We start from the raw sequence: 21,929 nt of genomic DNA on the forward strand, positions 1-21,929 counted from the left end.
AATGCCGATAAAATATGAATTAATAAAAAAAGATAAATATTCCAATGCAAGATGTGGAATAATTCACACAGACCATGGAGATATTCCAACACCGATTTTTATGCCAGTTGGAACAAAGGCAACAGTAAAAACTATGAGTGTTGAAGAATTAAAAGAAATTGATGCAAAAATAATTTTGGGAAATACCTATCATTTGTATTTAAGACCTGGCATGGATATTATGAAAAAAGCTGGTGGTCTTCATAAATTTATGAATTGGAATGGACCAATACTGACAGATAGTGGTGGATTTCAAGTTTTTTCTCTGTCAGATACAAGAGATATTTCTGAAAAAGGTGTAGTTTTTAGATCTCACATTGACGGTTCAAAACATTTATTTACACCAGAAAAGTCAATTGAAATTCAAAATGATATTCATTCAGATATAATGATGAGCTTTGATGAATGTATTCCTTATCCAGCAGATTATAAATATGTAGAAAATTCTGTTGAAAGAACAATTAGATGGGCTAAAAGAGGTCTTGATTATCACAAAAAAAATTCTCACAAAGATCAATCCTTATTTGGAATTATTCAAGGTGGAATGTTTGAAGATTTAAGAAAAAGATCTGTTGAAGAAACTTGTGCAATGGATTTTGATGGATATTCATTGGGAGGCTTGTCTGTTGGAGAGCCAAAAGAAGAAATGATAAGACTTTTAAAATATACAACTCCACTTTTACCAGAAGATAAACCAAGATATAATATGGGAGTTGGAAGTCCTGATTATTTATTTGAATCTTTTGAAGCAGGAATTGATATGGCTGATTGTGTTTTGCCTACAAGAATTGCAAGAAATGGAACAGCTATAACATCAGAGGGAAGACTTGTTGTAAGAAATGCAAAATACAAAGAAGATTTCACACCTCTAGATCATGATTGTGATTGTTATACTTGTAGAAATTATTCACGAGCTTACCTAAGACACCTTGTAAATGTAAATGAAATATTGGGAGCAAGGCTTCTAACTTATCATAATTTATATTTCTTACTTAAATTATGTGAAAATATAAGAAAAGCTATAATGGAAGATAGATTTTTGGAATTTAAAAAAGAATTTTATAAAAAGTATGGATATGAATCTTAAATTAGAATATATTATTTTAATAATTTTAGCTTTGATGTTTTATTTTTATTCTTTAAAAGACGATATAAATAGGAAGAAGAATAAAAAATTTATAAAAGAAAATCTTAAAATCGGTTCAAAAATTATAACTGAAAGTAAAATTATTGGAGAAGTAGTAGAATTTAATAAGACAGATTGCCTTATTATAAGCGGAAAAGATGACAAATTTTCATATATTTTAGTAAAGATTGAAAGTATCGAAAATATTATAGAAATTTAAAATAAAAAAAGCTTGGCTTAGACCTTAATTAATTTGGTCTAAGCTAGGCTTTTTTTATTGGGGATTATATAAATATTTTATTTTATATCTATACATGATTTATATTCTTCTGGACTTTTTCTGATTTTTTCTGGATTTTTAAAGAAATCTTTACTTAGTTTCACTACAACAGGACTAAGAGTGACAACTGCAAAAAGATTTGGCAAAGCCATAAAACCATTTAAAATATTTGCCACAATCCAAGCTACACCAAGATCAATATTTGCTCCAACAAAAACGAAAATAACATACAAAATTCTATAAGGAATTATAATTTTATCTCCAAATAAATAAGTAAGAGCTGTTTCTCCATAATATGCCCAGCCAAGGATTGTTGATAAGGCAAAAAGACTTAAACCAACACATACTATAATATTTCCAAAACTTGAGCCTGTTGCAAAAGCTCGTGCAACAAGGCTTGCTGCGTTATTTGTATCACTAACATCTACATTTGTAGAAAGAATTACTAAAGCTGTCATGGTACAGATTATAATTGTATCTACAAAAACTTCACTAATTCCCCAAAGACCTTGACGTACAGGATGGTCAGTTGTTGCACACGCATGAGCCATAGGAGATGAACCTAACCCAGCTTCGTTTGTAAAAACTCCTCTAGCAACACCAGCAGATATAACTGCTTTAATAGAAAGACCAGCAAAAGAACCGCCAAGACTTTTTGGACTAAAAGCTCCTAGAAAAATTGATTTAAAAGCTGGCAAAATATTTGCTTTGTTTAAAAATAAAATCCATAAACAACCAAGAATGTAAAGAAGGGACATTAATGGAACCAACTTTTCAGTAACTTTTGTAATTGAATTTATTCCTCCAACTATTACAATACCTGCTATAATCGATAAAATTATTCCACTAATTATTGTATTTACTCCAAAAGTATCTTTAAGAACACCTGAAATTGCATTTGATTGGGTAGAATCTCCAATTCCAAAAACGGCAATTCCTGCAAAAATTGCAAAAGTTTTTGCAAGTTTTTTATTATTTAGACCCTTTTCTATATAATACATTGGTCCGCCAACATATTTTCCATTTTTCTTTTCCCTATAAGCAACTGCTAAGGTTACTTCAGAAAATTTTGTAGCCATTCCTAATAAGGCTGCAATCCACATCCAAAATATTGCACCAGGTCCTCCCAAAATAATTGCAAGAGAAACACCAACAATATTTCCAGTTCCAACTGTAGCTGCAAGAGCCGTTGCTAAAGCACCAAAAGGACTTATATCTCCCTTGGCATGATGGCTATTTTTTTCAAAAATTTTTCCCAAAGTATTTTTTAAAGCGTATCCTAATTTTCTAAATTGAATTGCTTGAGTTTTTATGCTTATGTATATTCCTGTTCCAGCAATTGCCAAAATCAAAGGCAACCCCCATAGCAAATCATTAAAACTTTTTAATATATTTATCATATAATTCTCCATTAAATTTTATTTTATTATTTTATCATCATTTAAAATAAATGCAAAATAATTTATAATTTATCAAAATTTTTAACTTTGCATTTTATAACTAACAATGCTTTTATCCATATCTTTATATTGATTCTAAAAATGGTATAATTTATTCATGAGAGAGGAAATTATGACCAAGTGGTATATATATAATAAAAAAAATAATTATTTATCAAATTTAAAAAATAAAAATATTACCAAATTAGAAGCATTAATACTTGCAAATAGAGATATAGTTGATCCAAAAGTTGTTGATAGTTTTATTAATCCTACTTTAGCAAAACTTCACGATCCTTTTTTATTAAAAGATATGGAAAAAGCTATTGATTTAATTATTGAAACTATGGAAAACGGAGAATCTATTAGGATTTTTGGAGATTATGATCAAGATGGTATAAGCTCAACTATGACACTTTTGGATGGCTTATTATATTTTTATGATGATATAAGCTATGATATTCCGGATAGGGTTATTGATGGCTATGGAATTAGCGATAGGATGATTGATAGGGCGATTGAAGCAAATGTAAGTCTTGTGATTACTTGCGATAATGGAATTACTGCTATTGATCAGGTTAAAAAATTAAAAGAAAATGGAATTAAAGTTATAGTAACCGACCACCATCAAGTTTCAAAAAAAGAAGATGGGGAATGGGTTGAGCAAATTTTACCTCAAGCTGATTGTGTTATAAATCCAAAAAGACTTGACAATACTTATCCATTTGATGATTTGTGCGGAGCAGGAGTTGCTTTTAAATTAATACAAGCTTTGTACCAAAGACTTGATGGAGATATGGAATATTTATATGGTTTATTGGAATATGTAGCTATGGGAACGGTCTGTGATGTTGTTTCACTTACTGATGAAAATAGAATTTTTGTAAGAGAAGGTCTAAAAAGAATTAATAATACTGAAAAACTAGCTATAAAAGCCTTGGTTGAAGAAAATTCTTGGAATAGAGAAGTTAGTGCTTATACGCTAGGATTTATAATTGGACCATGTATGAATGCTACTGGCAGACTTTCTACTGCAAAACTTGCTATTGATATGCTAATGGAAGATGATATAGAAAAAATTCGAACTTATGCAAAAAAACTTGTTAGCTTAAATACTGAAAGAAAAGAATTAACCAATATAGGTCTTGAAAAAACTTTAGAAATTATAAAAGATAAAAAATATTATAATGATGATATTATTATTGTAGATGTTGAAAATATTGAAGAAAGTATTTGTGGAATTATAGCAGGAAGAATTAAAGAAAAGTTTAATAAACCTACTATAATTATGACTCAGTCAAGTCAAAATGGGATTTTAAAAGGCTCTGGAAGAAGCATAGAGGCTTATAATATTTATAAGGAAGTTTTTGAAATAAAAGACATACTTGAATCATTTGGTGGACATCCTATGGCTTGCGGACTTTCTATAAGAAGTGATAAGGTTGAGGAATTTAGGCAAAAATTAAATGATAAATCAAAATTAAAAAAAGATGATTTTGTAAATATTATAAATATTGATGCTCAAATACCTATAGACAAACTTTCACTGGAATTTGCCGAAAGTTTACAAAGACTAGAACCTTTTGGCAAAGATAACCCAAAAGCAAAATTTGCCGATAAAAATCTATTTATAAAAAATATAAATATGATTGGAAAAAACAATAATACCATGAAAATGATCTTAAATAAAAATGGTCGTGATATAGAAGCTATAAAGTTTAACGCACAAAAAGATTATAAATATTTAAGTGATAAATTTAAGGCAAATATAATAGGAAATAGAATTGATGCTGTATTTTATCCAGATATAAATGAATTTAATGGTAGAAGAAATTTACAAGTGAAATTAATAGATATAAGGTAGGTGATATTATGGCAAAAGATTTTCAAAAAGAATTTTTAAATTTCAAAAAAATTATTTTAAAAAATAATGAACATGCAGATATTAATTTAATAAAAAAGGCTTATGATTTTGCTGAATATCATCACAGAGGTCAAAAAAGAAATTCTGGAGAAGATTATTTTATTCACCCAATAGCTGTTGCAACAACTATATCTAATATGCAGTTAGATGACCAAACAATTTGTGCTGGATTGATGCATGACGTTTTGGAAGATACACCTGTAACGGAAGAACAAATGAAGGAAAATTTCGGGGAAGAAATTACTTTTTTAGTAGATGGGGTTACAAAACTTAAAAAATTAAATTACAAAACAAAAGAAGAAAAACAAGCCGAAAATATAAGAAAAATGGTTTTGGCTATGAGTAATGACATTAGGGTTATTTTGATAAAGCTTGCTGACCGTTTGCATAATATGAGAACTTTGGAATATAAGACTGAAAAAAAACAAAAGCAAACTGCAAGTGAAACTTTGGAAATTTATGTTCCCTTAGCACATAGGCTTGGAATATATACTATGAAATGGGAGCTTGAGGACTTATGTTTTAGGTATCAAAAACCTGAAGAATATTATGAGCTTGCTCAAATGGTTCACAACAAAAGAAGAGAAAGAGAAGCCTACATAAATCAAATAATTGAAACTTTGGATAAGGCTCTTTCTTCATCAAATATAAATTATGAAATTTCTGGAAGACCAAAAGGTTTATTTTCGATTTATAAAAAAATGAGTAGAAATAAAATTGAATTTAACGAAATTTATGATTTAACTGCCGTTAGGGTTTTGGTTGATACAGTTGCAGATTGCTATGAAGTTTTAGGAAAAGTTCATTCGATTTGGAGACCAATTCCAAATAGGATTAAAGATTATATTGGTCAGCCAAAACCAAATGGTTATAGGTCTTTGCATACAACAGTATTTGGAGAAGATTCTAAGCCATTTGAAGTTCAAATAAGAACAAGGCAAATGCATTATGAATGCGAATATGGAATTGCAGCTCACTGGAAATACAAAGAAAATAAAAGTAAATCAACAGAATTTGACGAAAAACTTACTTTTATTAGACAAATTATGGAATGGCAAAAAGAAGGTGGCAAGGATGTAGATAGTAAGGAATTTTTGGACACCTTAAAAGGAGATTTTTTCTCAAAAGAAATATATATTTATTCTCCAAAAGGAGAAATTTATTCTTTGCCAGTAAATTCTTGCGCAATTGATTTTGCTTATAGAGTTCACACAGAAGTTGGAAATAAATGCGTTGGAGCCAAAGTAAATGGAAAAATTGTTCCATTTTCCCACAAGCTAAATACAGGAGATGTAGTTGAAATTCTTACAAGTAAGAATTCTCAAGGCCCATCAAGAGATTGGCTAAATATGGTCCAATCAAACCAAGCCAAAAGCAAAATCAAACAATTTTTCAAAAGATATAGAAAAGAAGAAAATATTGAAATAGGAAAAGATTCCTTATACAGAGAACTAAGAAAATCAAACGAGATTTACAAAAAAGATATAAAAGATGATTGGCTAATAGAAATTGCAAACGACTTAGGTTATCCAACAAAAGATGAAATGTTTGCATCAATTGGATTTGGCAAAACAAATACAGACCAAATAATTCAAAAATTGATAAAAAAACACAAAGATGAATTGCCTAAAAAAATTGAAGATTTAGATATAAATAAGGAAAAACCAAAAAAATCTTTTTCTAATGAAGTAAGGGTAAGCGATCTTGATGACCAAGTGGATGTAAAATTTGCAAAATGTTGTAATCCAGTACCAGGAGATCAAATTGTTGGATATATTACAAAAGGAAATGGCATAAGCGTTCATGTAAGGACTTGCCCAAATATAACAAGCTTAAAATCTCCAGAAAGATTAATTGATGTATATTGGCAAAATAATTCTGATGATATGTTCCCTGTAAGAATACAAATTACAACAAAAGATAAAACTGGAATTATTTTTGAAATAACTAAATTAATTTCAACAGAAAATGTAAGCATTGAAGCGATGAATGTAAGAAGCAATGAAAATCACGAGGGAATTATTGATCTTACAGTTTCAGTTCCAAATACTGAAAAACTTAATGAATTAATTATGAAATTGAAAACAATAAAAATGATTGAAAGTATTTATAGGGTGAAAAGTTAATGAGAGCAATTGTACAAAAAGTAAAAAAAGCAAGTGTAAAAGTTTCTGATAAGTTGATTTCAGAAATAGGAGAAGGGTTATTAGTTTTTGTGGCAGTAACAGATTCTGATACAAAAAAAGATATTGATTATATAAAAAAGAAAATTGAAAAATTAAGAATTTTTGAAGATGATCAAGGTAAAATGAATTTGTCTGTAGAAGATGAGGGGGGCGAATTATTAATTGTAAGCCAATTTACCTTATATGGCGATGCAAGAAAAGGAAATAGACCTTCATTTATTAATTCATCAAGTGCAGATAAGGCAGAAGAATATTATGAAATATTGATTAATGAGTTAAAAGATGATGGATTTAGTGTAAAAAGTGGAAAATTTCAAACACATATGGAAGTTTCATTAATAAATGATGGACCTGTTACTATACAGCTTGATAGTGAAAGGTTGTATTAATGAATATTAAAAAAATCACAGAAGGGCCAATGATGGCTAATTGTTATGTAGTTTATGACGAAAATAAAAATGGATTTTTGATTGACCCAGTTTATCCAGGTGGAAAAATTGAAAATTATATAGATAAGAATAAAATTAATATAGAGTTTATTTTATTAACTCATACACATTTTGATCATGTGTTGGGACTTGAATATTTTAAAAACAAATTGAATGTAGATGTTTACGCTAGTGATGATAGTAAAAATATTGCAAATGATCCAGACTATAATTTATCTAGAGGATATTGCAATATAAATGTAGAAATTGATTCATATTTAAAAGATGGAGAAGTTTTTTCTCCATTCAAAATAAAAGCTATCAAAACTTCTGGTCATAGTTTAGATTCAATGTCATATAAAATTGAAGATGATATTTTTTCTGGAGATACTTTATTTAATTTATCAATTGGAAGAAGTGATTTTCCAGGAGGAAATTTTAACACTTTGATTAATTCTATAAAAAATAAAATATTTATATATGATGAAAAAACAAGGATCCATCCAGGACATGGAGAATCAAGTAATATTGGTTTTGAAAAAGAAAATAATCCATTTTTAAATTAGGAGGTTAGTATGGAATTTAAAAGAAGTCACATGTGTGGCGAACTTAGAGAAGAAAATATTGGAGATGAAGTTGTACTTATGGGCTGGGTTGCCAAAAAAAGAAATCTAGGCTCATTGGTGTTTATAGACCTTAGAGATAAAACCGGCATAACACAAATTGTAACACGTGAAGATGATAATGAAAATTATAAAATAGCAAAAGATGTAGCTGGAGAATATGTTTTGGAAGTTAAGGGAGAAGTAAGAGAAAGAGAATCTAAAAATCCTGAAATTCCAACAGGAAACATAGAAATAATAGCTAGTAAAATCAATATTTTAGATAAGGCAAAAACACCTCCTATTTATATTAAAGAAGATGATGATGTAAGTGAAAATTTAAAATTAAAATACAGATACCTTGATATGAGAAAACAATCAGTTCAAAAAAATCTAAAATTAAGATCTGATATTGTTAGGTGTATGAGAGAGTATATGTATGATAATGGATTTACAGAAGTTGAAACACCATTTCTTACAAAACCAACTCCAGAAGGAGCTAGAGATTATTTAGTTCCATCAAGAGTTAATCAAGGAAAATTTTATGCATTGCCACAATCTCCACAATTAATGAAGCAATTGTTGATGATTGGTTCATTGGATAGGTATTTTCAAATAGTAAAATGTTTTAGAGATGAAGATTTAAGAGCAAATAGACAACCAGAATTTACACAACTAGATCTTGAATTAAGTTTTGCTGATCAAGATGATGTTATTAAAGTGAATGAGGGATTATTAAAAACACTTTTTGATAATTTTACTGACTATGATTTAAAACTTCCAATCCAAAGAATGGATTATTCAGAAGCTATGAATTCATACGGATCTGATAAACCAGATTTAAGATATGGATATAAGATAAATGATATTTCAGAAATATTTAAAGATTGTGATTTTAAAGTTTTCACAGATAATATCAAAGAAGGTCATTCAGTAAGAGCAATTAATTTTAAAGGACAAGCAGGAAATTATTCAAGAAAGCAATTAGATAAACTAACAGATTTTGTAAAAGATTATGGCTTAAAAGGATTGAGTTTTATTAAATTTAATTCAAAAGATGACATAAATTCTTCTATTAAAAAATTCTTAACTGACGAAATTGTTAAAAATTTAATTGAAAAATTAGATATTTCTGATAATGATTTGATTTTAATTGGAGCTGATAAAAATAAAACAGTTCTTGAAGGACTTGGAGCTTTAAGAAGAAAAGTTGCAAAAGATCAAAATCTTTATGAAAAAGAATATGCTTTTTGTTGGGTTGTAAACTTCCCTATGTTTGAATATAGCGAAGAAGAAGACAGATACGTTTCACAACACCATCCATTTACAATGCCAAACGAAGAAGACATTGATTTATTACTTACAGAACCTGAGAAGGTAAGAACTCAAGCTTATGATATTGTAATAAATGGAGATGAGATGGGTGGAGGTTCAGTAAGAATAAACAATCAAGAACTTCAAGAAAAAGTATTTAAGGCTTTGAAATTATCTGATGATGACATAGAACAAAAATTTGGTTTCTTTATAGAAGCTTTACAATATGGAACACCTCCTCATGCAGGACTTGCTTATGGACTTGATAGGTTGGTAATGTTATTTGCGAAAACTGAAAATATTAAAGATATTATTGCATTTCCAAAAACTCAATCAGCAACTTGCCCATTAACTCAAGCTCCAAGTATAGTTGATGAAAAAAGTTTAAATGAATTAAGCATTGAGGTAAAAGAATAAGAGGAGCATCGGATGCAAACTATTAGTAAAAAAGGAATAGTCGTAGAAAACTTAAATGGCAATGTAAAAGTAATGATTCAAAAGGAATCAGGATGTGGATCTTGCTCTTCATGTGGTGGTTGTGAAATAAAACCATCTTACTACACTACATTTACTAATGAAAATCTAAATCCTGGAGACTTTGTTTATCTAGATTCAGATGTAAAAACTGTAAATAGACTTTCTTATTTCACTTATTTATTTCCAGTTTTTATGATGATATTTGGAGCTGTTTTAGCTAATACAATATTTAAAGATAAGTTTCTAGATAATAATTTACTTACTGTTTTGTTTATATTTTTATTTTTAGCAATATCTATTTTTATTTTAAGAATGATGGATAAGAGATATGAAAATAAGGATATAATTACAATAAGAAAAGCCTAATATAGATAAGGTTAGCTTTGCTAACTTTATCTATTTATTTATCTTAAAATTAATGGAGAATATAATGAACGCACCAATAGTTACACTGGTAGGAAGAACTAATGTTGGGAAATCGACATTATTTAATAAATTAGTTGGAAAAAGAAAAGCTATTACAGAAGATGTGAATGGAGTCACTAGAGATAGGGTTTATGACAAAGTTGAATGGATAGGTCATGAATTTATACTAGCAGATACAGGTGGACTTGACATTTCAAATAAAGAACTTATGAATCAAGAAATAAAGTCTCAAGTTGAAAAAGCCTTATTAGAAAGTGATTTAATTCTTTTTGTTGTAGATGGAAGAGAAGGAATAAATCCACACGATTATGAAATAGCTGATGAAATTAGAAAATATAATAAAAAAGTTATAGTTGTAGCAAACAAAATTGATGGAGCAAATATACCAGATCATATTTATGATTTTTATCAATTTGGTTTTGATGATTTGATTAGTACATCTGCAGAAGGTTCAAAAAATCTTGGAGATTTGTTAGATAAAATTGTTAGTTTTATAGATTTTTCTAAATTCGATACGGATTTAGATGCTACAAGAATTGCAATAATTGGAAAACCTAATGCTGGTAAATCATCTCTTGTAAATCATCTTTTGAATGAAGAAAGAATGATTGTTACCGATATTGCGGGAACTACAAGAGATGCCATAGATACTTATTGGCAATATAAAGATAATAACTATGTTTTGATTGACACAGCAGGACTTAGGAGAAAAAATAAAGTAAGCGATAATATAGAATATTATGCTAATCAAAGAACTTTTGATGCTGTTGATAGCTCAGAAATTTGTTTGTTTTTAATAGATGCAACAGTTGGAGTAACTGAGCAAGATACAAAAATTGCAGGATATGCTCACAATCAAAAAAAAGCAATTATAATTGCTGTTAATAAATGGGACAAAGTAGAAAAAGAAACAAATACAATGAAAAATATGGAAAAAGAAATTAGAAATAAACTTTCTTTTGCTTTATATGCCCCAATTATCTTTATTTCAGTTCTAAAAGGACAAAGAATTACAGACCTTTTGAATTTAATTGAAATTGTAAATAGCAATTATCACACAAGAATAAAAACTGGAGTATTAAATACTATCTTGCAAGATGCAATAATGATGACGGCACCTCCTCAAGATAAGGGAAAAAGATTGAAAATATTTTATATCTCACAAGTTCAAACAGCTCCACCAAAGTTTTTATTGCATGTAAACGACAAAGAGTTGATGCATTTTTCATATCAAAGATATTTGGAAAATCAAATTAGACAAAATTATAGTCTTCAAGGAGTACCTTTTACTTTTGAAATTAGAGAAAGGAAAGAAAAATGAAATTTGTTTTAGTTGCACTTTTTTCATATTTAATTGGTTCTATCCCTTTTTCTTATATAATAGCTAAAGTTTTTTTCAAAAAAGATATAAGAAGTATGGGAAGTGGAAATCCTGGAACTACAAATGTATTTAGAAATTTTGGAGCTCTTGCAGGTTGCTTTTGCTTGTTTTTAGATATGGCTAAGGGATTAGTAGCAGTTTATTTTTCCATGTTTTTCCTTGGTGAAAAATACGCATTAACTGCTCTTATTTTTGTGGTTTTAGGTCATATATTTTCAATTTTTTTAAAATTTAAGGGTGGAAAAGGAGTAGCAACATCTGCTGGAGCATTGTTTGCTTATGATTTGAGAGTATTCTTGTGTCTATTAATTTTATTTTTAATAGTTTTCTTACTTACAAGAACAGTTTCAAAAGCATCATTAAGTGCAAGTTTACTTGCTCCATTTATTTCTTATTATTTTCAAGGTCTAAGTGCCTTTACACTAATTATATTATTTGTTGCAATTACTATTATAATTGAACATAGGTCAAATATAATTAGAATTAAAAATCACGAAGAAAAGAAAATGTTTTAAAGGAGTATTATGAAAATTTCAATTATTGGTGCAGGAAGTTGGGCAAGTGCTATTGCTGATTTCCTTTCAAAAGACAATGAAGTTTTAATGTATGCTAGAAATATTGAAGATGTAGATAATATAAATAATTTTCATATCAATAAAAAATATTTTGCTGATATAAAATTAAGTGAAAATATAAAGGCTACTAATAAAATAGAAGACTTATTAGAAAATAAAATTATAATAAATGCTATACCAAGTCAAAAGACAAGAGAAGTATTAAGCAATATAAAAGATGGCCTTGATGGAAAAATTTTGATTAATTTATCCAAAGGAATAGAAATTAAAACATTAAAAAGAATATCACAAGTAATTTACGAATTAAATCCAAATTGCACTTATGCAGTTTTGTCAGGGCCAAGTCATGCTGAAGAAGTGATTAGAAAAATGCCTACAGCTTTGGTTTGTGCTTGTGAAGATGAAAAAATCGCAAAAGAAATACAAGATATATTTTCAAAATATTATCTAAGAGTATATACTTCAACTGATGTAATAGGATGTGAAATTGGTGGAGCTATAAAAAATGTACTAGCTTTTGGTATAGGAATGGTTACAGGTTTAGGATTTGGAGATAATACCAAGGCTGCGATTATGACTAGAGGAATCTATGAAATGAATAAATTTGCCATAAGCCAAGGAGCAGATAGAAAAACAATAAATGGACTTTGTGGAATAGGAGATTTGATTGTTACTGCTACAAGTATGCATTCAAGAAATAATAGGTGTGGAATATTATTTGGAAAAGGCTATTCATTAGATGATGCTTGTAAGGAAGTTAAAACAGTTGTTGAGGGAATACCAACTACAAAGGCTCTTTATAATCTATCTAAAAAAGAAAATATAGAGCTACCTATTACAAACGAAATTTATAAGGTGATTTTTGAAAATAAAAATCCAAAAGATTCTGTAGAAGTTTTGATGAATAGAGATAAGAAAAGTGAATATTAGATTGGATGTGTTATGAGTATAAAAGATAATATTGATGATTTAAAAAAAGACTTAGAAAATTATGATGCTAATCTTTTGGCTGTAACAAAAACTCATGGAATAGATAAAATTATGGAAGTTTACAATTACGGTTTAAGGGATTTTGGAGAAAATAAAGTTCAAGAATTAATAGAAAAAAAAGAAAAAATGCCAGAAGATATTAATTGGCATTTGATAGGTCATTTACAAACTAATAAGGTTAATAAAATTGTAGGAGAGGTTTCTTTAATTCATTCTGTTGATTCTTTAAAAATTTTAAAAAAGATTAATAGCCGTGCAAAATCTTTATCAATTGTTCAAGATTGTTTGATACAAGTAAATATATCAAAAGAAGAAACAAAGTCAGGTTTTTTTGTTGATGAGATTGATAAAGTGATTGAAGAGGCTTCAAAATTAGATAATATTAACATAAAAGGTTTAATGACTATGGCTCCTAATACAGAAGATGAAAATCTTATTAGAAATTGCTTTAGGGAACTTAAAAAAATATTCGAAAAATTATCCAATTTAAGTTATAATAATATTGAAATGAAATATCTTTCTATGGGAATGACTCATGATTATAAAATAGCTCTTGAAGAAGGGGCTAATATAATTAGAGTTGGATCAAAAATATTTGGTAAAAGGATGTATAAAAATGTTAGATAAATTTAAAGAATTTATAGGAATTGACGATGATTACGATGAATATGATGAGGAAGTTGATGAAGAGGAAGAAGTAGAAAAAACTAGCGAAAAAACTGAAAAAACTTATAGCCCTAGCTCAACTTATGATTTTAGTAGTACAATGAGCTCAGATAACGCTAAGACAAGCTCCTATTCATCATTTTCAAATGATTATTCTTCTAATAACAAAGCTAGAAAAATTAGAGGAGGAGACAATATAGTTAGTATGAATAGTAATAATAGAAGCTTCGGAAAAAGCACATCAAATTCTTTTAGAATTTCTATTCAGGAACCATTAAGCTACGATGAAGATGGTCCAAAAATTGTTGATGATATTTTAGATAAAAAAGTTGTAGTATTAAATCTTGAAATGCTAGAAGTTGACAAGAAAAGACAAATTTTAGATTTTGTATCTGGTGCTGTTTATGCTCTTGAAGGAACAGTAGAAAAAGTTTCTAAAGGAATTTTTGTAATTTGTCCAAAGGGCGTAGATATTGATAATTATGTAGAAGATCAAATTTCTAGCGGAAATTACAATCAATTATAATTTGTAATTTAATAAATCTTTTATGAAATTAGAATATAATATTGATTTTGTTGAAGATAAATCTGTCAAAGCAAATATAAAAAAAGCTATCTCTTTATTAGAAAAATCATTTTATACTAGAAAGGAAGTTTCAAGTTTTTTCTTAAATCCATTTGAGATTTCTGTATTAAATGATATAGCAAAAATTAATAATATAGAGATAGTTTTTTTGTCATGCAATGAATCTAGCGAAAGACAAATATTTGTTGCAAATCCTTATTCAAATGAAATTAATACTAGAGACTACATAAGTGTATTAAAATTTAAAAAAAATAATATAAAACATCCAGATGTCCTTGGAGCTCTTTTAAATTTAGGTCTTGAAAGAAATGATATTGGGGATATTTATGTTGGAGATGATATTTGCGAATTTGTGGTTTTAAATAAGGATAAGGATTTTGTTAAATTTAACCTAAGTAAAATAAAAAATGAAAGAGTAAATATTGATTTTAAAAAAGATAATATTTTAAATTTGCCAAAAATTGATTATATAGAAAATAGAGGATTTGTTTCTTCGCTTAGACTTGATAATATTGTTAGTGAATTTATAAATCTTTCAAGGTCAAAGGCAAAAATTTTAATTCAAAGAAGGTTAGTGAAGGTTAATTATCAAATTATTGATAATCCTTCAAAAATTATTGATGAGAATTCTTTAATATCGATTAGAAAAGAAGGCAGATTTATTTTTGATAAGGTAATAGGAAAGAGTAAAAAAGATAATTATCACATAAAATATAGGAAGTACAAATGATTTACACAATTTTAATAATTATTGGAATAATACTAGATAGGTTTACAAAAGCTTATGCAATATCACATTTTATTGAAAATCCAGTTTTTACAAATTTTATTAATTTTCTTTATGTAGAAAACAGGGGGGCGGCTTTTGGAATATTGCAAAATAAGAGAATATTTTTTCTTATATTGACTTTAGTTGTTGTTATTTATTTATTGTATTATTTCATTAGAAACATAAAAAGCAATCCAAAATTATTAAACATTTCATTATCATTAATTGTTTCTGGAGCTTTAGGTAATTTTTATGACAGATTATTTCATGGATTTGTTGTAGATTTTATAGAATTTTCTTTTTTTGATTTTCCAGTTTTTAATGTAGCAGATATTTTAGTTACAACTGGATCGGTTTTGTTGATTATTTTTATAATTTTCGGAAAAATGGATGGAGAAGAAAATGTCAGTTCAAATAGGAAATGATTGGGATGAGATTTTAAAAGATGAATGGAAAAAAGATTATTATATTAGATTAAGAAAAAATCTTATTAATGAATATAAAAATTATACAATTTATCCAAATATGTATGATATTTTTAATGCACTAAAAAAAGTTTCTTATGAAGATACAAAAGTTGTAATATTAGGGCAAGATCCTTACCATGGTGTGGGGCAAGCCCACGGCTTTTCTTTTTCTGTTCAAAAAGGTATAAAAACACCTCCATCATTGTTGAATATTTACAAAGAATTACAAGATGATTTAGGCTTATATATACCTGATAATGGAAATTTAATTAAATGGGCTAATCAAGGAGTTTTGTTATTAAATTCTACATTAACAGTTAGAGCTCATCAAGCAAATTCTCACAAGGACATAGGGTGGACAATTTTAACTGATAATATAATAAAATTATTAAATGAAAGAGAAACACCTCTTGTATTTATTCTTTGGGGAAAGTTTGCTCAATCTAAAGAAGAGCTAATAACAAATAATAGGCATTTAATTTTAAAAAGTGCTCACCCATCTCCTTTTGCAGCTCATAGAGGATTTTTTGGTTCAAAACCATTTTCAAAAACTAATAAATTTTTAATAAAAAATAATATGAGTCCAATTGATTGGCAAATAGAAAACCTAGACTTATAAATCTAGGTTTTTTTCAATTAAAAATTTCATAATATTTAAGATGTTTTCACAAGAAAAAATCTTATCTTCCATTATGGATATTAAATTTTTATTTATTTTATACTTTCCTTTATTTTCGATATTAAAATTATTAACTGTTACAAAACCCGATGAATTTTTTGATAACTTCCCATACAAAACTATAATTTTTAATTCAATAGAATAGTTGCTAATATTTAATGAATAGTTTTCTCCACGAAAATATGATTTTTTTAAAATTTTGTTTGAAAAAAAATTTATATAGGCAATATCCTTATCAATATAAGCACTGTCTAAGTGAATTTTGTAATTATTTATTTCAAATGAAAGTTCATTATTAATAATTTCTTCTATATTAGCAATAGCTTCTGTTGCTATTAGGTCATTTTTATTATGAATTAATATAGGCCATGGATTGTTCCTGTTTTTAATATCATCACTTAATTTACTAATAACCTTGTATCTAGATGGGTCATTTCTTTCTATTCCAACAATTTTTTCTATATTTGTAAGTTTCATAGAATCAAATTCTATTAATTTTCTTTTATTCTTTATAATTTTATAAAGGTCCAAATTAATTTGCCAGATTGGTTCTTCTTTATTTTCTATTAATCTAATATTTAAAAAAGGTAGATCAAAAATATCTCCATTATAGGTTATTAATTTTTTGTTTTGAATTTTTTCTTTATAAATTTTTAATAATTTTACTTCTTCTTTATCATTTTTTGAAAAATATTGGTCTATATAAAATTTATTTTTTTTATAATCAAAATAGATTAGTCCTAAAACTACAAGCTTATCTATTTTTGGGTCAAGTCCTGTAGTTTCAATATCTAAAATACATTCATCTTTTTTTAAATTTTTCCCATAAAAAGGGTATCTAACACATAACATACTTATACTATACCTTATATTTGATTTATTTTCTTTATAATAATATAATAAATAAGTTAAAGGATGTGATAAAATGATATATTTAGATAATGCTGCTACAACAAAAATGTATGATGAAGTTATTGATATAGAAAAAGATTTTGAAAAAAATTTTTTTGCAAATCCATCTGCCTTACATAGTTTTGGTATGGATGTGGAAAATAAAGTAAAAGAGGCTAGAGAAATTATTTCCTCTTACATAAATGCAAATGAAAGTGAAATTTATTTTACAAAGGGAGCAACAGAATCCAATAATATAGTAATAAATTCATTAGCAAGCGAAAATAATAAGGCGATAACTACAAAATTAGAACATTCGTCTGTTATTGATGCTTTTGATAATTCAATTTATAAGGAAGTAAAACTTATTTCAAATGATGAATTTGGATTTGTTGATATTGATAAATTAGAAAAAGCTATTGATGAAAAAACAAAATTAGTATCAATAATTTACGTTCAAAATGAAATAGGAAGTATTCAAGATATAAGAAAAATTTCTGATATCATTAAGAAAAAAAATAAGGATATTTTATTTCATATAGATGCAACTCAAGCATTAGGTAAAATTTCATGTGATGTTAAAAAATTAGGAGTTGATGCTATGAGCTTTTCATCACATAAAGTTCATGGACCAAAAGGAATTGGTGGTTTATATATTAAAAATTCCTTTAAAAATAAAATTAAACCCTTAATGTATGGGGGAAGGCAAGAAATATTTTCTTCAGGAACAACCAATGCTCCTGCAATTTACAGCTTTGCTAAGGCGTTAGAATTATCAAAAGAAAAAGAAGATTTTTCTTATGTTAAAAATTTAAATATTTATTTAAGAAATAAAATTTTGGATAAATTTTCTGATATTCACGTAAATTCTCCATTAGAAAATTCAAGCCCTTATATTTTAAATATATCTTTTGGTAAAATAAAATCAGAAGTTTTACTTCACATGCTAGAATCAGATGAAATTTTTGTATCAAGCGGTTCAGCTTGCTCAAAAGGAAATAATAGCAGGATACTTTCAGCGCTTAATTTAAATGAAAAATATATGGATGGAGCTATTAGATTTTCTTTTTCAAATGATATTTCCATGGAAGATTTGGATTTTGTAGCTAGTAAATTATATACTTATGTAGAAGAAATAAGAAAGGTGTTTTAATGGAAGATTTACTATCAGTAAGCTTTGGGGAATTGTTTTTAAAAGGGAAAAATAGAAATAAGTTTTTCAAAGCTGCAATCGATAATATAAAAAGAAATATAAAAGACATTGGCTATGAAGATATGTATCTTGAAAGCTCAAAATTATATATAAAAGCCGATAAAAATGATTTTGATGATCTTATTAGAGAAATAAAAAAAGTTTTTGGAATAATTTATATTTCAGAAATTAAAAGATGCGACAAAAATAAAGAATCTATAGAAAATGGTCTAAAAGAAATTTTAGATAATATGGATATAAAAAATAAAACTTTTAAAGTCACAACAAATAGAGTTGATAAAACATTTGAAATTAAATCTCCAGAATTTTCACAAATGATGGGTGGATTTATCTTAAAAAATTATGCCAAAAAAAATAATTTAAAAGTTGACGTTCATAATCCAGATTTTAAAGTTTTTATAGATATAAAAAAATACGCCTATGTTTATGCAAATAGACACGAAGGAATGGGAGGACTTCCACTAGGCTCAAGTGGAAATGGACTTTTGTTATTATCAGGAGGAATTGATTCGCCCGTTGCAGGTTTTATGATGGCAAAAAGAGGAATGAGAATTAATTGTCTTCATTTTCATTCTTATCCATTTACATCAAAAAGAGCCTTGCAAAAAGCTATAGATTTAGGAAAAATATTATCCCAATATACTGGGAAAATGAGAATATATTCTGTAAATATGGCAGAAATTTATAAGGCAATAAATAAAAATTGTCATAGAAATCAAACAACAATTTTATCGAGAAGATTTATGATGAGAATAGCTGAAAAAATTTCAGAAAAAAATAGTTATGATGCTTTAATTACAGGAGAAAGTTTAGGTCAAGTTGCAAGTCAAACGGTTGAGTCTATGACTGTAATAGAAGATGCAACAAAACTTCCAATTTTTAAACCACTAATTGCGCTTGATAAAACAGAAATTATTGATAGGGCACTATTCATTGGTTCTTATGAAAAAAGTATTGAACCTTATGATGATTGTTGCTCAATTTTTGCACCATCAAATCCAATTACAAAACCAAAATTAAAATATATAAAAGAAAGTGAAAGCAATTTAGATATTGAAAATCTAGAAAATAAGGCGATTGAAAATATGGAAATATTTGATATATAAGTTGACAAAACTTGTATTTATTGGTAATATATTAAGGTAAACCGCTCAGTATGGGTACTGATCACCTTGACTGGCGAGAATCTAAATAGGAGGTGTACTATGTACGCTATAATTAAGACAGGTGGAAAACAATATAAAGTATCAGAAGGCGATCTAGTTAGAGTTGAAAAACTTAATGCAGAAATAGGAGATAGTGTAAGCTTTGAAGATGTACTATTAGTAAAAAGCGATAGTGATTTAAAAGTTGGAACTCCAATAGTTGAAAATGCAAAAGTTGAAGCTACTGTAAAAGATCAAGCTAAAGACAAAAAAATAGTTGTGTTTAAATATAGACCTAAAAAAGCATCAAAAACTAAAAAAGGTCATAGACAACCATATACTTTAGTTGAAATTAACAATATTTCTTGTTAATGATTGATGTTACTTTATTAATAAAAAAGGAAAAAAGATTAGGATTTGCAATAAAAGGTCATGCAAATTTTGATCAACACGGATATGATATAGTTTGTGCTGCAGTGTCTATTTTATCATACACAGCGGTAAATACCCTAGATTATTATGAAATAGATTTTGATTTTTTTGATGATGAAAACGAAATGAAAGTTTCGCTAAAAAATTCAAATGAAAAATCTGAAATTATTTTAAATAATTTTGAAATTGGTATTAAAACTTTACTCACAAATTATAATGAATATGTTAATTTAAATTATAGGGAGGTTTAGGATGTTTTTAAACATAAACTTACAAAGATTTTCTAGTAAAAAAGGAGTTTCTTCTTCTAAAAACGGTAGAGATTCTAATGCAAAAAGACTTGGCGTTAAAAGAGCTGATGGACAAACAGTAAATGCTGGAACAATTATCGTTAGACAAAGAGGAACAAAAATTCACCCTGGCGAAAATGTAAAAAAAGGTGGAGATGACACACTTTTTGCTGTATGCCAAGGAGTAGTTAAATTTGAAAGAAAAGGAAAAAATAGAAAACAAGTTTCTGTATATCCAAAGCAAGACATTGCTTAATAGAGAACTAGCTTGCCCACGGGCAAGCTTTTTTTGTAAAAAGGAAATTTACACCAATGATTGATTATGCAAAAATCGAACTTCAAGCGGGAAAAGGTGGAGATGGAGCTGTTGCCTTCAGAAGAGAAAAATATGAACCTACAGGAGGCCCTGCAGGTGGAGATGGAGGAGATGGAGCAAGCATTTATATAAAAGCTACAAATTCCCTTTCAACCCTTGAAGAATATAGATATAAAACAAAATATAAAGCAACAAATGGCGAAGACGGTATGGGTAAAAAAAGATTTGGAAAAAAAGGAGAAGATCTTTATTTATATGTACCAGTTGGAACAATTGTTAGAGAAAGTACAAGCGGAAAAATTATAAAAGATTTGAAAAAAAATGGAGAAGAATTTCTAATAGCAAAAGGTGGCAAAGGTGGAAAAGGAAATGTTCATTACAAATCTTCCACAAGGCAAGCTCCACGTTTCGCTCAAAAAGGAAAAGAAGGTCAAAAAATAATTATAAGCCTTGAGCTTAAAATTCTGGCTGATGTTGGTTTGGTTGGACTTCCAAATGTAGGAAAATCAACCTTGATTTCTGTAATTTCTAAAGCAAAACCAAAAATTGCAAATTACCATTTTACAACTCTTGATCCAAATCTAGGAGTAGTTAAAATTGATAAAGAAAGATCTTTTATAGTCGCTGATATTCCAGGACTAATAGAAGGGGCCAATGAAGGTTTAGGTCTTGGTCATGATTTTCTAAAACATGTTCAAAGATGTAAAATTCTTGTTCATTTAGTAGATATTTCAGGTTTTGAAGGACGTGATCCTATTGAAGATTTTGAGCTTATAAATAATGAATTAAAATTATTTGATGAAAATCTTTATAACAAATATCAAATAGTTGCTCTTAATAAATCAGACTTAGATTTTAATGGAAATTATAAAAAGTTTGAAGAAAAATACTCAGATAAATATAAAATTTTTAAAATTTCAGCTGCTACGACAAATGGAATAAAAGATTTGATTGATGAAGTTTCAAGAGTTTTATATAATTTTGAAGATGAACAATACGATCTTGATGAAAAAGTTGATGAAGCTTATCTTGAAGAATTTTATGATAAGTCAATTGCAAGTGATGAATTAAACTTTGAAATAGAAGATGGGATTTATGTTTGCAATGGATATAGAATCGATAAGCTTTTGGAAAAAGTTAATTTAGATGATTATGATAGTCGTATGTATTTTGAAAAAAATCTGAGAGAAATGGGCGTTTTTGAAAAGTTTGTAGAAATGGGAATCCAAGAAGGAGATTCTGTTGCTATAGGAGATATAGTTTTTGATTATTATGAATAGGAGATAAA

The 21,929-nt window shown here is 27.6% G+C and carries 24 protein-coding genes; 22 read left to right on the top strand and 2 right to left on the bottom strand.

Annotated features, from left to right (window positions below):
- Nucleotide 1 precedes the first annotated feature (1 nt).
- Together tgt and HMPREF0078_RS03670 are read left to right on the top strand one after the other, a co-directional pair.
- Nucleotides 2-1,126 (top strand): tRNA guanosine(34) transglycosylase Tgt, encoded by a 1,125-nt coding sequence (tgt, locus tag HMPREF0078_RS03665; protein WP_004838767.1) that lies wholly within the window; start codon nucleotides 2-4, stop codon nucleotides 1,124-1,126.
- A complete protein-coding gene (locus HMPREF0078_RS03670; protein ID WP_232618461.1) occupies nucleotides 1,116-1,385 on the top strand; it encodes a preprotein translocase subunit YajC in 270 nt (89 codons plus the stop codon). The genes tgt and HMPREF0078_RS03670 overlap by 11 nt, the downstream gene beginning before the upstream one ends.
- 77 nt (nucleotides 1,386-1,462) lie before the next feature.
- Here the strand turns inward: HMPREF0078_RS03670 and HMPREF0078_RS03675 are convergent, their stop codons facing one another.
- Complete coding sequence (locus tag HMPREF0078_RS03675; RefSeq protein ID WP_081445742.1) at nucleotides 1,463-2,845, bottom strand: alanine/glycine:cation symporter family protein; 1,383 nt, start codon at nucleotides 2,843-2,845, stop codon at nucleotides 1,463-1,465.
- A 172-nt stretch (nucleotides 2,846-3,017) separates the two neighbouring features.
- Between HMPREF0078_RS03675 and recJ the strand changes: the two genes are divergently transcribed.
- From recJ to HMPREF0078_RS03745, 14 genes are all read left to right on the top strand, one after another.
- A complete protein-coding gene (gene recJ, locus HMPREF0078_RS03680; protein ID WP_039920487.1) occupies nucleotides 3,018-4,748 on the top strand; it encodes a single-stranded-DNA-specific exonuclease RecJ in 1,731 nt (576 codons plus the stop codon).
- 8 nt (nucleotides 4,749-4,756) lie between these two features.
- The gene (locus HMPREF0078_RS03685; protein WP_004838771.1) at nucleotides 4,757-6,934 is read left to right on the top strand and encodes a RelA/SpoT family protein; all 2,178 of its coding nucleotides are present in this window, start codon (nucleotides 4,757-4,759) and stop codon (nucleotides 6,932-6,934) included.
- Nucleotides 6,934-7,383: a D-aminoacyl-tRNA deacylase gene (gene dtd, locus HMPREF0078_RS03690; RefSeq protein ID WP_004838772.1), complete on the top strand. Its 450-nt coding sequence runs from the start codon at nucleotides 6,934-6,936 to the stop codon at nucleotides 7,381-7,383. The genes HMPREF0078_RS03685 and dtd overlap by 1 nt, the downstream gene beginning before the upstream one ends.
- Nucleotides 7,383-7,988 (top strand): MBL fold metallo-hydrolase, encoded by a 606-nt coding sequence (locus tag HMPREF0078_RS03695; protein ID WP_004838773.1) that lies wholly within the window; start codon nucleotides 7,383-7,385, stop codon nucleotides 7,986-7,988. Before dtd ends, HMPREF0078_RS03695 begins: the two co-directional genes overlap by 1 nt.
- Nucleotides 7,989-7,997: 9 nt before the next feature.
- Entirely contained in the window at nucleotides 7,998-9,755 is a 1,758-nt protein-coding gene (gene aspS, locus HMPREF0078_RS03700; protein WP_004838774.1) for an aspartate--tRNA ligase, read from the top strand.
- Between the two features lie 12 nt (nucleotides 9,756-9,767).
- A complete protein-coding gene (locus tag HMPREF0078_RS03705; RefSeq protein ID WP_004838775.1) occupies nucleotides 9,768-10,181 on the top strand; it encodes a SoxR reducing system RseC family protein in 414 nt (137 codons plus the stop codon).
- A 64-nt stretch (nucleotides 10,182-10,245) separates the two neighbouring features.
- Nucleotides 10,246-11,562, top strand: coding sequence for a ribosome biogenesis GTPase Der (gene der / locus HMPREF0078_RS03710; protein ID WP_039920490.1), 1,317 nt, complete (start codon nucleotides 10,246-10,248; stop codon nucleotides 11,560-11,562).
- Nucleotides 11,559-12,137, top strand: a complete 579-nt coding sequence (gene plsY / locus HMPREF0078_RS03715) for a glycerol-3-phosphate 1-O-acyltransferase PlsY (RefSeq protein WP_004838777.1) — start codon at nucleotides 11,559-11,561, stop codon at nucleotides 12,135-12,137. Before der ends, plsY begins: the two co-directional genes overlap by 4 nt.
- A gap of 9 nt (nucleotides 12,138-12,146) precedes the next feature.
- A complete protein-coding gene (locus tag HMPREF0078_RS03720) occupies nucleotides 12,147-13,127 on the top strand; it encodes an NAD(P)H-dependent glycerol-3-phosphate dehydrogenase (RefSeq protein WP_004838778.1) in 981 nt (326 codons plus the stop codon).
- Nucleotides 13,128-13,139: 12 nt separating this feature from the next.
- Complete coding sequence (locus tag HMPREF0078_RS03725; RefSeq protein WP_004838779.1) at nucleotides 13,140-13,814, top strand: YggS family pyridoxal phosphate-dependent enzyme; 675 nt, start codon at nucleotides 13,140-13,142, stop codon at nucleotides 13,812-13,814.
- Nucleotides 13,804-14,379: a cell division protein SepF gene (locus HMPREF0078_RS03730; protein ID WP_039920492.1), complete on the top strand. Its 576-nt coding sequence runs from the start codon at nucleotides 13,804-13,806 to the stop codon at nucleotides 14,377-14,379. Before HMPREF0078_RS03725 ends, HMPREF0078_RS03730 begins: the two co-directional genes overlap by 11 nt.
- A gap of 22 nt (nucleotides 14,380-14,401) precedes the next feature.
- On the top strand, nucleotides 14,402-15,169 hold the full coding sequence (locus HMPREF0078_RS03735) for a YlmH/Sll1252 family protein (protein WP_004838781.1): 768 nt from the start codon (nucleotides 14,402-14,404) through the stop codon (nucleotides 15,167-15,169).
- On the top strand, nucleotides 15,166-15,633 hold the full coding sequence (gene lspA / locus HMPREF0078_RS03740; protein WP_004838782.1) for a signal peptidase II: 468 nt from the start codon (nucleotides 15,166-15,168) through the stop codon (nucleotides 15,631-15,633). Before HMPREF0078_RS03735 ends, lspA begins: the two co-directional genes overlap by 4 nt.
- Complete coding sequence (locus tag HMPREF0078_RS03745) at nucleotides 15,611-16,294, top strand: uracil-DNA glycosylase (RefSeq protein WP_039920495.1); 684 nt, start codon at nucleotides 15,611-15,613, stop codon at nucleotides 16,292-16,294. Before lspA ends, HMPREF0078_RS03745 begins: the two co-directional genes overlap by 23 nt.
- Here the strand turns inward: HMPREF0078_RS03745 and HMPREF0078_RS03750 are convergent.
- A complete protein-coding gene (locus HMPREF0078_RS03750; RefSeq protein WP_004838784.1) occupies nucleotides 16,289-17,206 on the bottom strand; it encodes a ribonuclease H-like domain-containing protein in 918 nt (305 codons plus the stop codon). The genes HMPREF0078_RS03745 and HMPREF0078_RS03750 overlap by 6 nt on opposite strands.
- Before the next feature lie 73 nt (nucleotides 17,207-17,279).
- Here HMPREF0078_RS03750 and HMPREF0078_RS03755 point away from each other — a divergent pair, with 73 nt between their 5' ends.
- From HMPREF0078_RS03755 to obgE, 6 genes are all read left to right on the top strand, one after another.
- On the top strand, nucleotides 17,280-18,398 hold the full coding sequence (locus HMPREF0078_RS03755; RefSeq protein ID WP_004838785.1) for a cysteine desulfurase family protein: 1,119 nt from the start codon (nucleotides 17,280-17,282) through the stop codon (nucleotides 18,396-18,398).
- Entirely contained in the window at nucleotides 18,398-19,564 is a 1,167-nt protein-coding gene (gene thiI, locus HMPREF0078_RS03760; protein ID WP_004838786.1) for a tRNA uracil 4-sulfurtransferase ThiI, read from the top strand. Before HMPREF0078_RS03755 ends, thiI begins: the two co-directional genes overlap by 1 nt.
- A 99-nt stretch (nucleotides 19,565-19,663) precedes the next feature.
- Nucleotides 19,664-19,975, top strand: coding sequence for a 50S ribosomal protein L21 (gene rplU, locus HMPREF0078_RS03765; RefSeq protein ID WP_004838787.1), 312 nt, complete (start codon nucleotides 19,664-19,666; stop codon nucleotides 19,973-19,975).
- On the top strand, nucleotides 19,975-20,286 hold the full coding sequence (locus tag HMPREF0078_RS03770; protein WP_004838788.1) for a ribosomal-processing cysteine protease Prp: 312 nt from the start codon (nucleotides 19,975-19,977) through the stop codon (nucleotides 20,284-20,286). Before rplU ends, HMPREF0078_RS03770 begins: the two co-directional genes overlap by 1 nt.
- Nucleotide 20,287: 1 nt before the next feature.
- Nucleotides 20,288-20,581 carry a 50S ribosomal protein L27 gene (gene rpmA / locus HMPREF0078_RS03775; RefSeq protein WP_004838789.1) on the top strand — a complete coding sequence of 98 codons (294 nt, stop codon included), beginning with the start codon at nucleotides 20,288-20,290 and terminating at the stop codon, nucleotides 20,579-20,581.
- Between the two features lie 56 nt (nucleotides 20,582-20,637).
- On the top strand, nucleotides 20,638-21,921 hold the full coding sequence (gene obgE / locus HMPREF0078_RS03780) for a GTPase ObgE (RefSeq protein ID WP_004838790.1): 1,284 nt from the start codon (nucleotides 20,638-20,640) through the stop codon (nucleotides 21,919-21,921).
- The last annotated feature ends 8 nt before the right edge of the window (nucleotides 21,922-21,929 follow it).

The sequence above is a fragment of the Anaerococcus vaginalis ATCC 51170 genome (genome assembly GCF_000163295.1).
GTDB classification, from domain to species: Bacteria; Bacillota; Clostridia; order Tissierellales; family Peptoniphilaceae; genus Anaerococcus; species Anaerococcus vaginalis.

What these genes read in the sequence shown, in the direction of transcription:
- HMPREF0078_RS03670 (WP_232618461.1), top strand. Translation starts at nt 1,116, where the DNA reads ATGAATCTTAAATTAGAATATATTATTTTAATAATTTTAGCTTTGATG.
- rplU (WP_004838787.1), top strand. Translation starts at nt 19,664, where the DNA reads ATGTACGCTATAATTAAGACAGGTGGAAAACAATATAAAGTATCAGAA.
- rpmA (WP_004838789.1), top strand. Translation starts at nt 20,288, where the DNA reads ATGTTTTTAAACATAAACTTACAAAGATTTTCTAGTAAAAAAGGAGTT.
- tgt (WP_004838767.1), top strand. Translation starts at nt 2, where the DNA reads ATGCCGATAAAATATGAATTAATAAAAAAAGATAAATATTCCAATGCA.
- HMPREF0078_RS03685 (WP_004838771.1), top strand. Translation starts at nt 4,757, where the DNA reads ATGGCAAAAGATTTTCAAAAAGAATTTTTAAATTTCAAAAAAATTATT.
- thiI (WP_004838786.1), top strand. Translation starts at nt 18,398, where the DNA reads ATGGAAGATTTACTATCAGTAAGCTTTGGGGAATTGTTTTTAAAAGGG.
- recJ (WP_039920487.1), top strand. Translation starts at nt 3,018, where the DNA reads ATGACCAAGTGGTATATATATAATAAAAAAAATAATTATTTATCAAAT.
- HMPREF0078_RS03720 (WP_004838778.1), top strand. Translation starts at nt 12,147, where the DNA reads ATGAAAATTTCAATTATTGGTGCAGGAAGTTGGGCAAGTGCTATTGCT.
- HMPREF0078_RS03695 (WP_004838773.1), top strand. Translation starts at nt 7,383, where the DNA reads ATGAATATTAAAAAAATCACAGAAGGGCCAATGATGGCTAATTGTTAT.
- lspA (WP_004838782.1), top strand. Translation starts at nt 15,166, where the DNA reads ATGATTTACACAATTTTAATAATTATTGGAATAATACTAGATAGGTTT.
- HMPREF0078_RS03675 (WP_081445742.1), bottom strand. Translation starts at nt 2,845, where the DNA reads ATGATAAATATATTAAAAAGTTTTAATGATTTGCTATGGGGGTTGCCT.
- HMPREF0078_RS03770 (WP_004838788.1), top strand. Translation starts at nt 19,975, where the DNA reads ATGATTGATGTTACTTTATTAATAAAAAAGGAAAAAAGATTAGGATTT.
- HMPREF0078_RS03735 (WP_004838781.1), top strand. Translation starts at nt 14,402, where the DNA reads ATGAAATTAGAATATAATATTGATTTTGTTGAAGATAAATCTGTCAAA.
- der (WP_039920490.1), top strand. Translation starts at nt 10,246, where the DNA reads ATGAACGCACCAATAGTTACACTGGTAGGAAGAACTAATGTTGGGAAA.
- HMPREF0078_RS03755 (WP_004838785.1), top strand. Translation starts at nt 17,280, where the DNA reads ATGATATATTTAGATAATGCTGCTACAACAAAAATGTATGATGAAGTT.
- HMPREF0078_RS03730 (WP_039920492.1), top strand. Translation starts at nt 13,804, where the DNA reads ATGTTAGATAAATTTAAAGAATTTATAGGAATTGACGATGATTACGAT.
- obgE (WP_004838790.1), top strand. Translation starts at nt 20,638, where the DNA reads ATGATTGATTATGCAAAAATCGAACTTCAAGCGGGAAAAGGTGGAGAT.
- plsY (WP_004838777.1), top strand. Translation starts at nt 11,559, where the DNA reads ATGAAATTTGTTTTAGTTGCACTTTTTTCATATTTAATTGGTTCTATC.
- aspS (WP_004838774.1), top strand. Translation starts at nt 7,998, where the DNA reads ATGGAATTTAAAAGAAGTCACATGTGTGGCGAACTTAGAGAAGAAAAT.
- HMPREF0078_RS03705 (WP_004838775.1), top strand. Translation starts at nt 9,768, where the DNA reads ATGCAAACTATTAGTAAAAAAGGAATAGTCGTAGAAAACTTAAATGGC.
- HMPREF0078_RS03745 (WP_039920495.1), top strand. Translation starts at nt 15,611, where the DNA reads ATGTCAGTTCAAATAGGAAATGATTGGGATGAGATTTTAAAAGATGAA.
- HMPREF0078_RS03725 (WP_004838779.1), top strand. Translation starts at nt 13,140, where the DNA reads ATGAGTATAAAAGATAATATTGATGATTTAAAAAAAGACTTAGAAAAT.
- HMPREF0078_RS03750 (WP_004838784.1), bottom strand. Translation starts at nt 17,206, where the DNA reads ATGTTATGTGTTAGATACCCTTTTTATGGGAAAAATTTAAAAAAAGAT.
- dtd (WP_004838772.1), top strand. Translation starts at nt 6,934, where the DNA reads ATGAGAGCAATTGTACAAAAAGTAAAAAAAGCAAGTGTAAAAGTTTCT.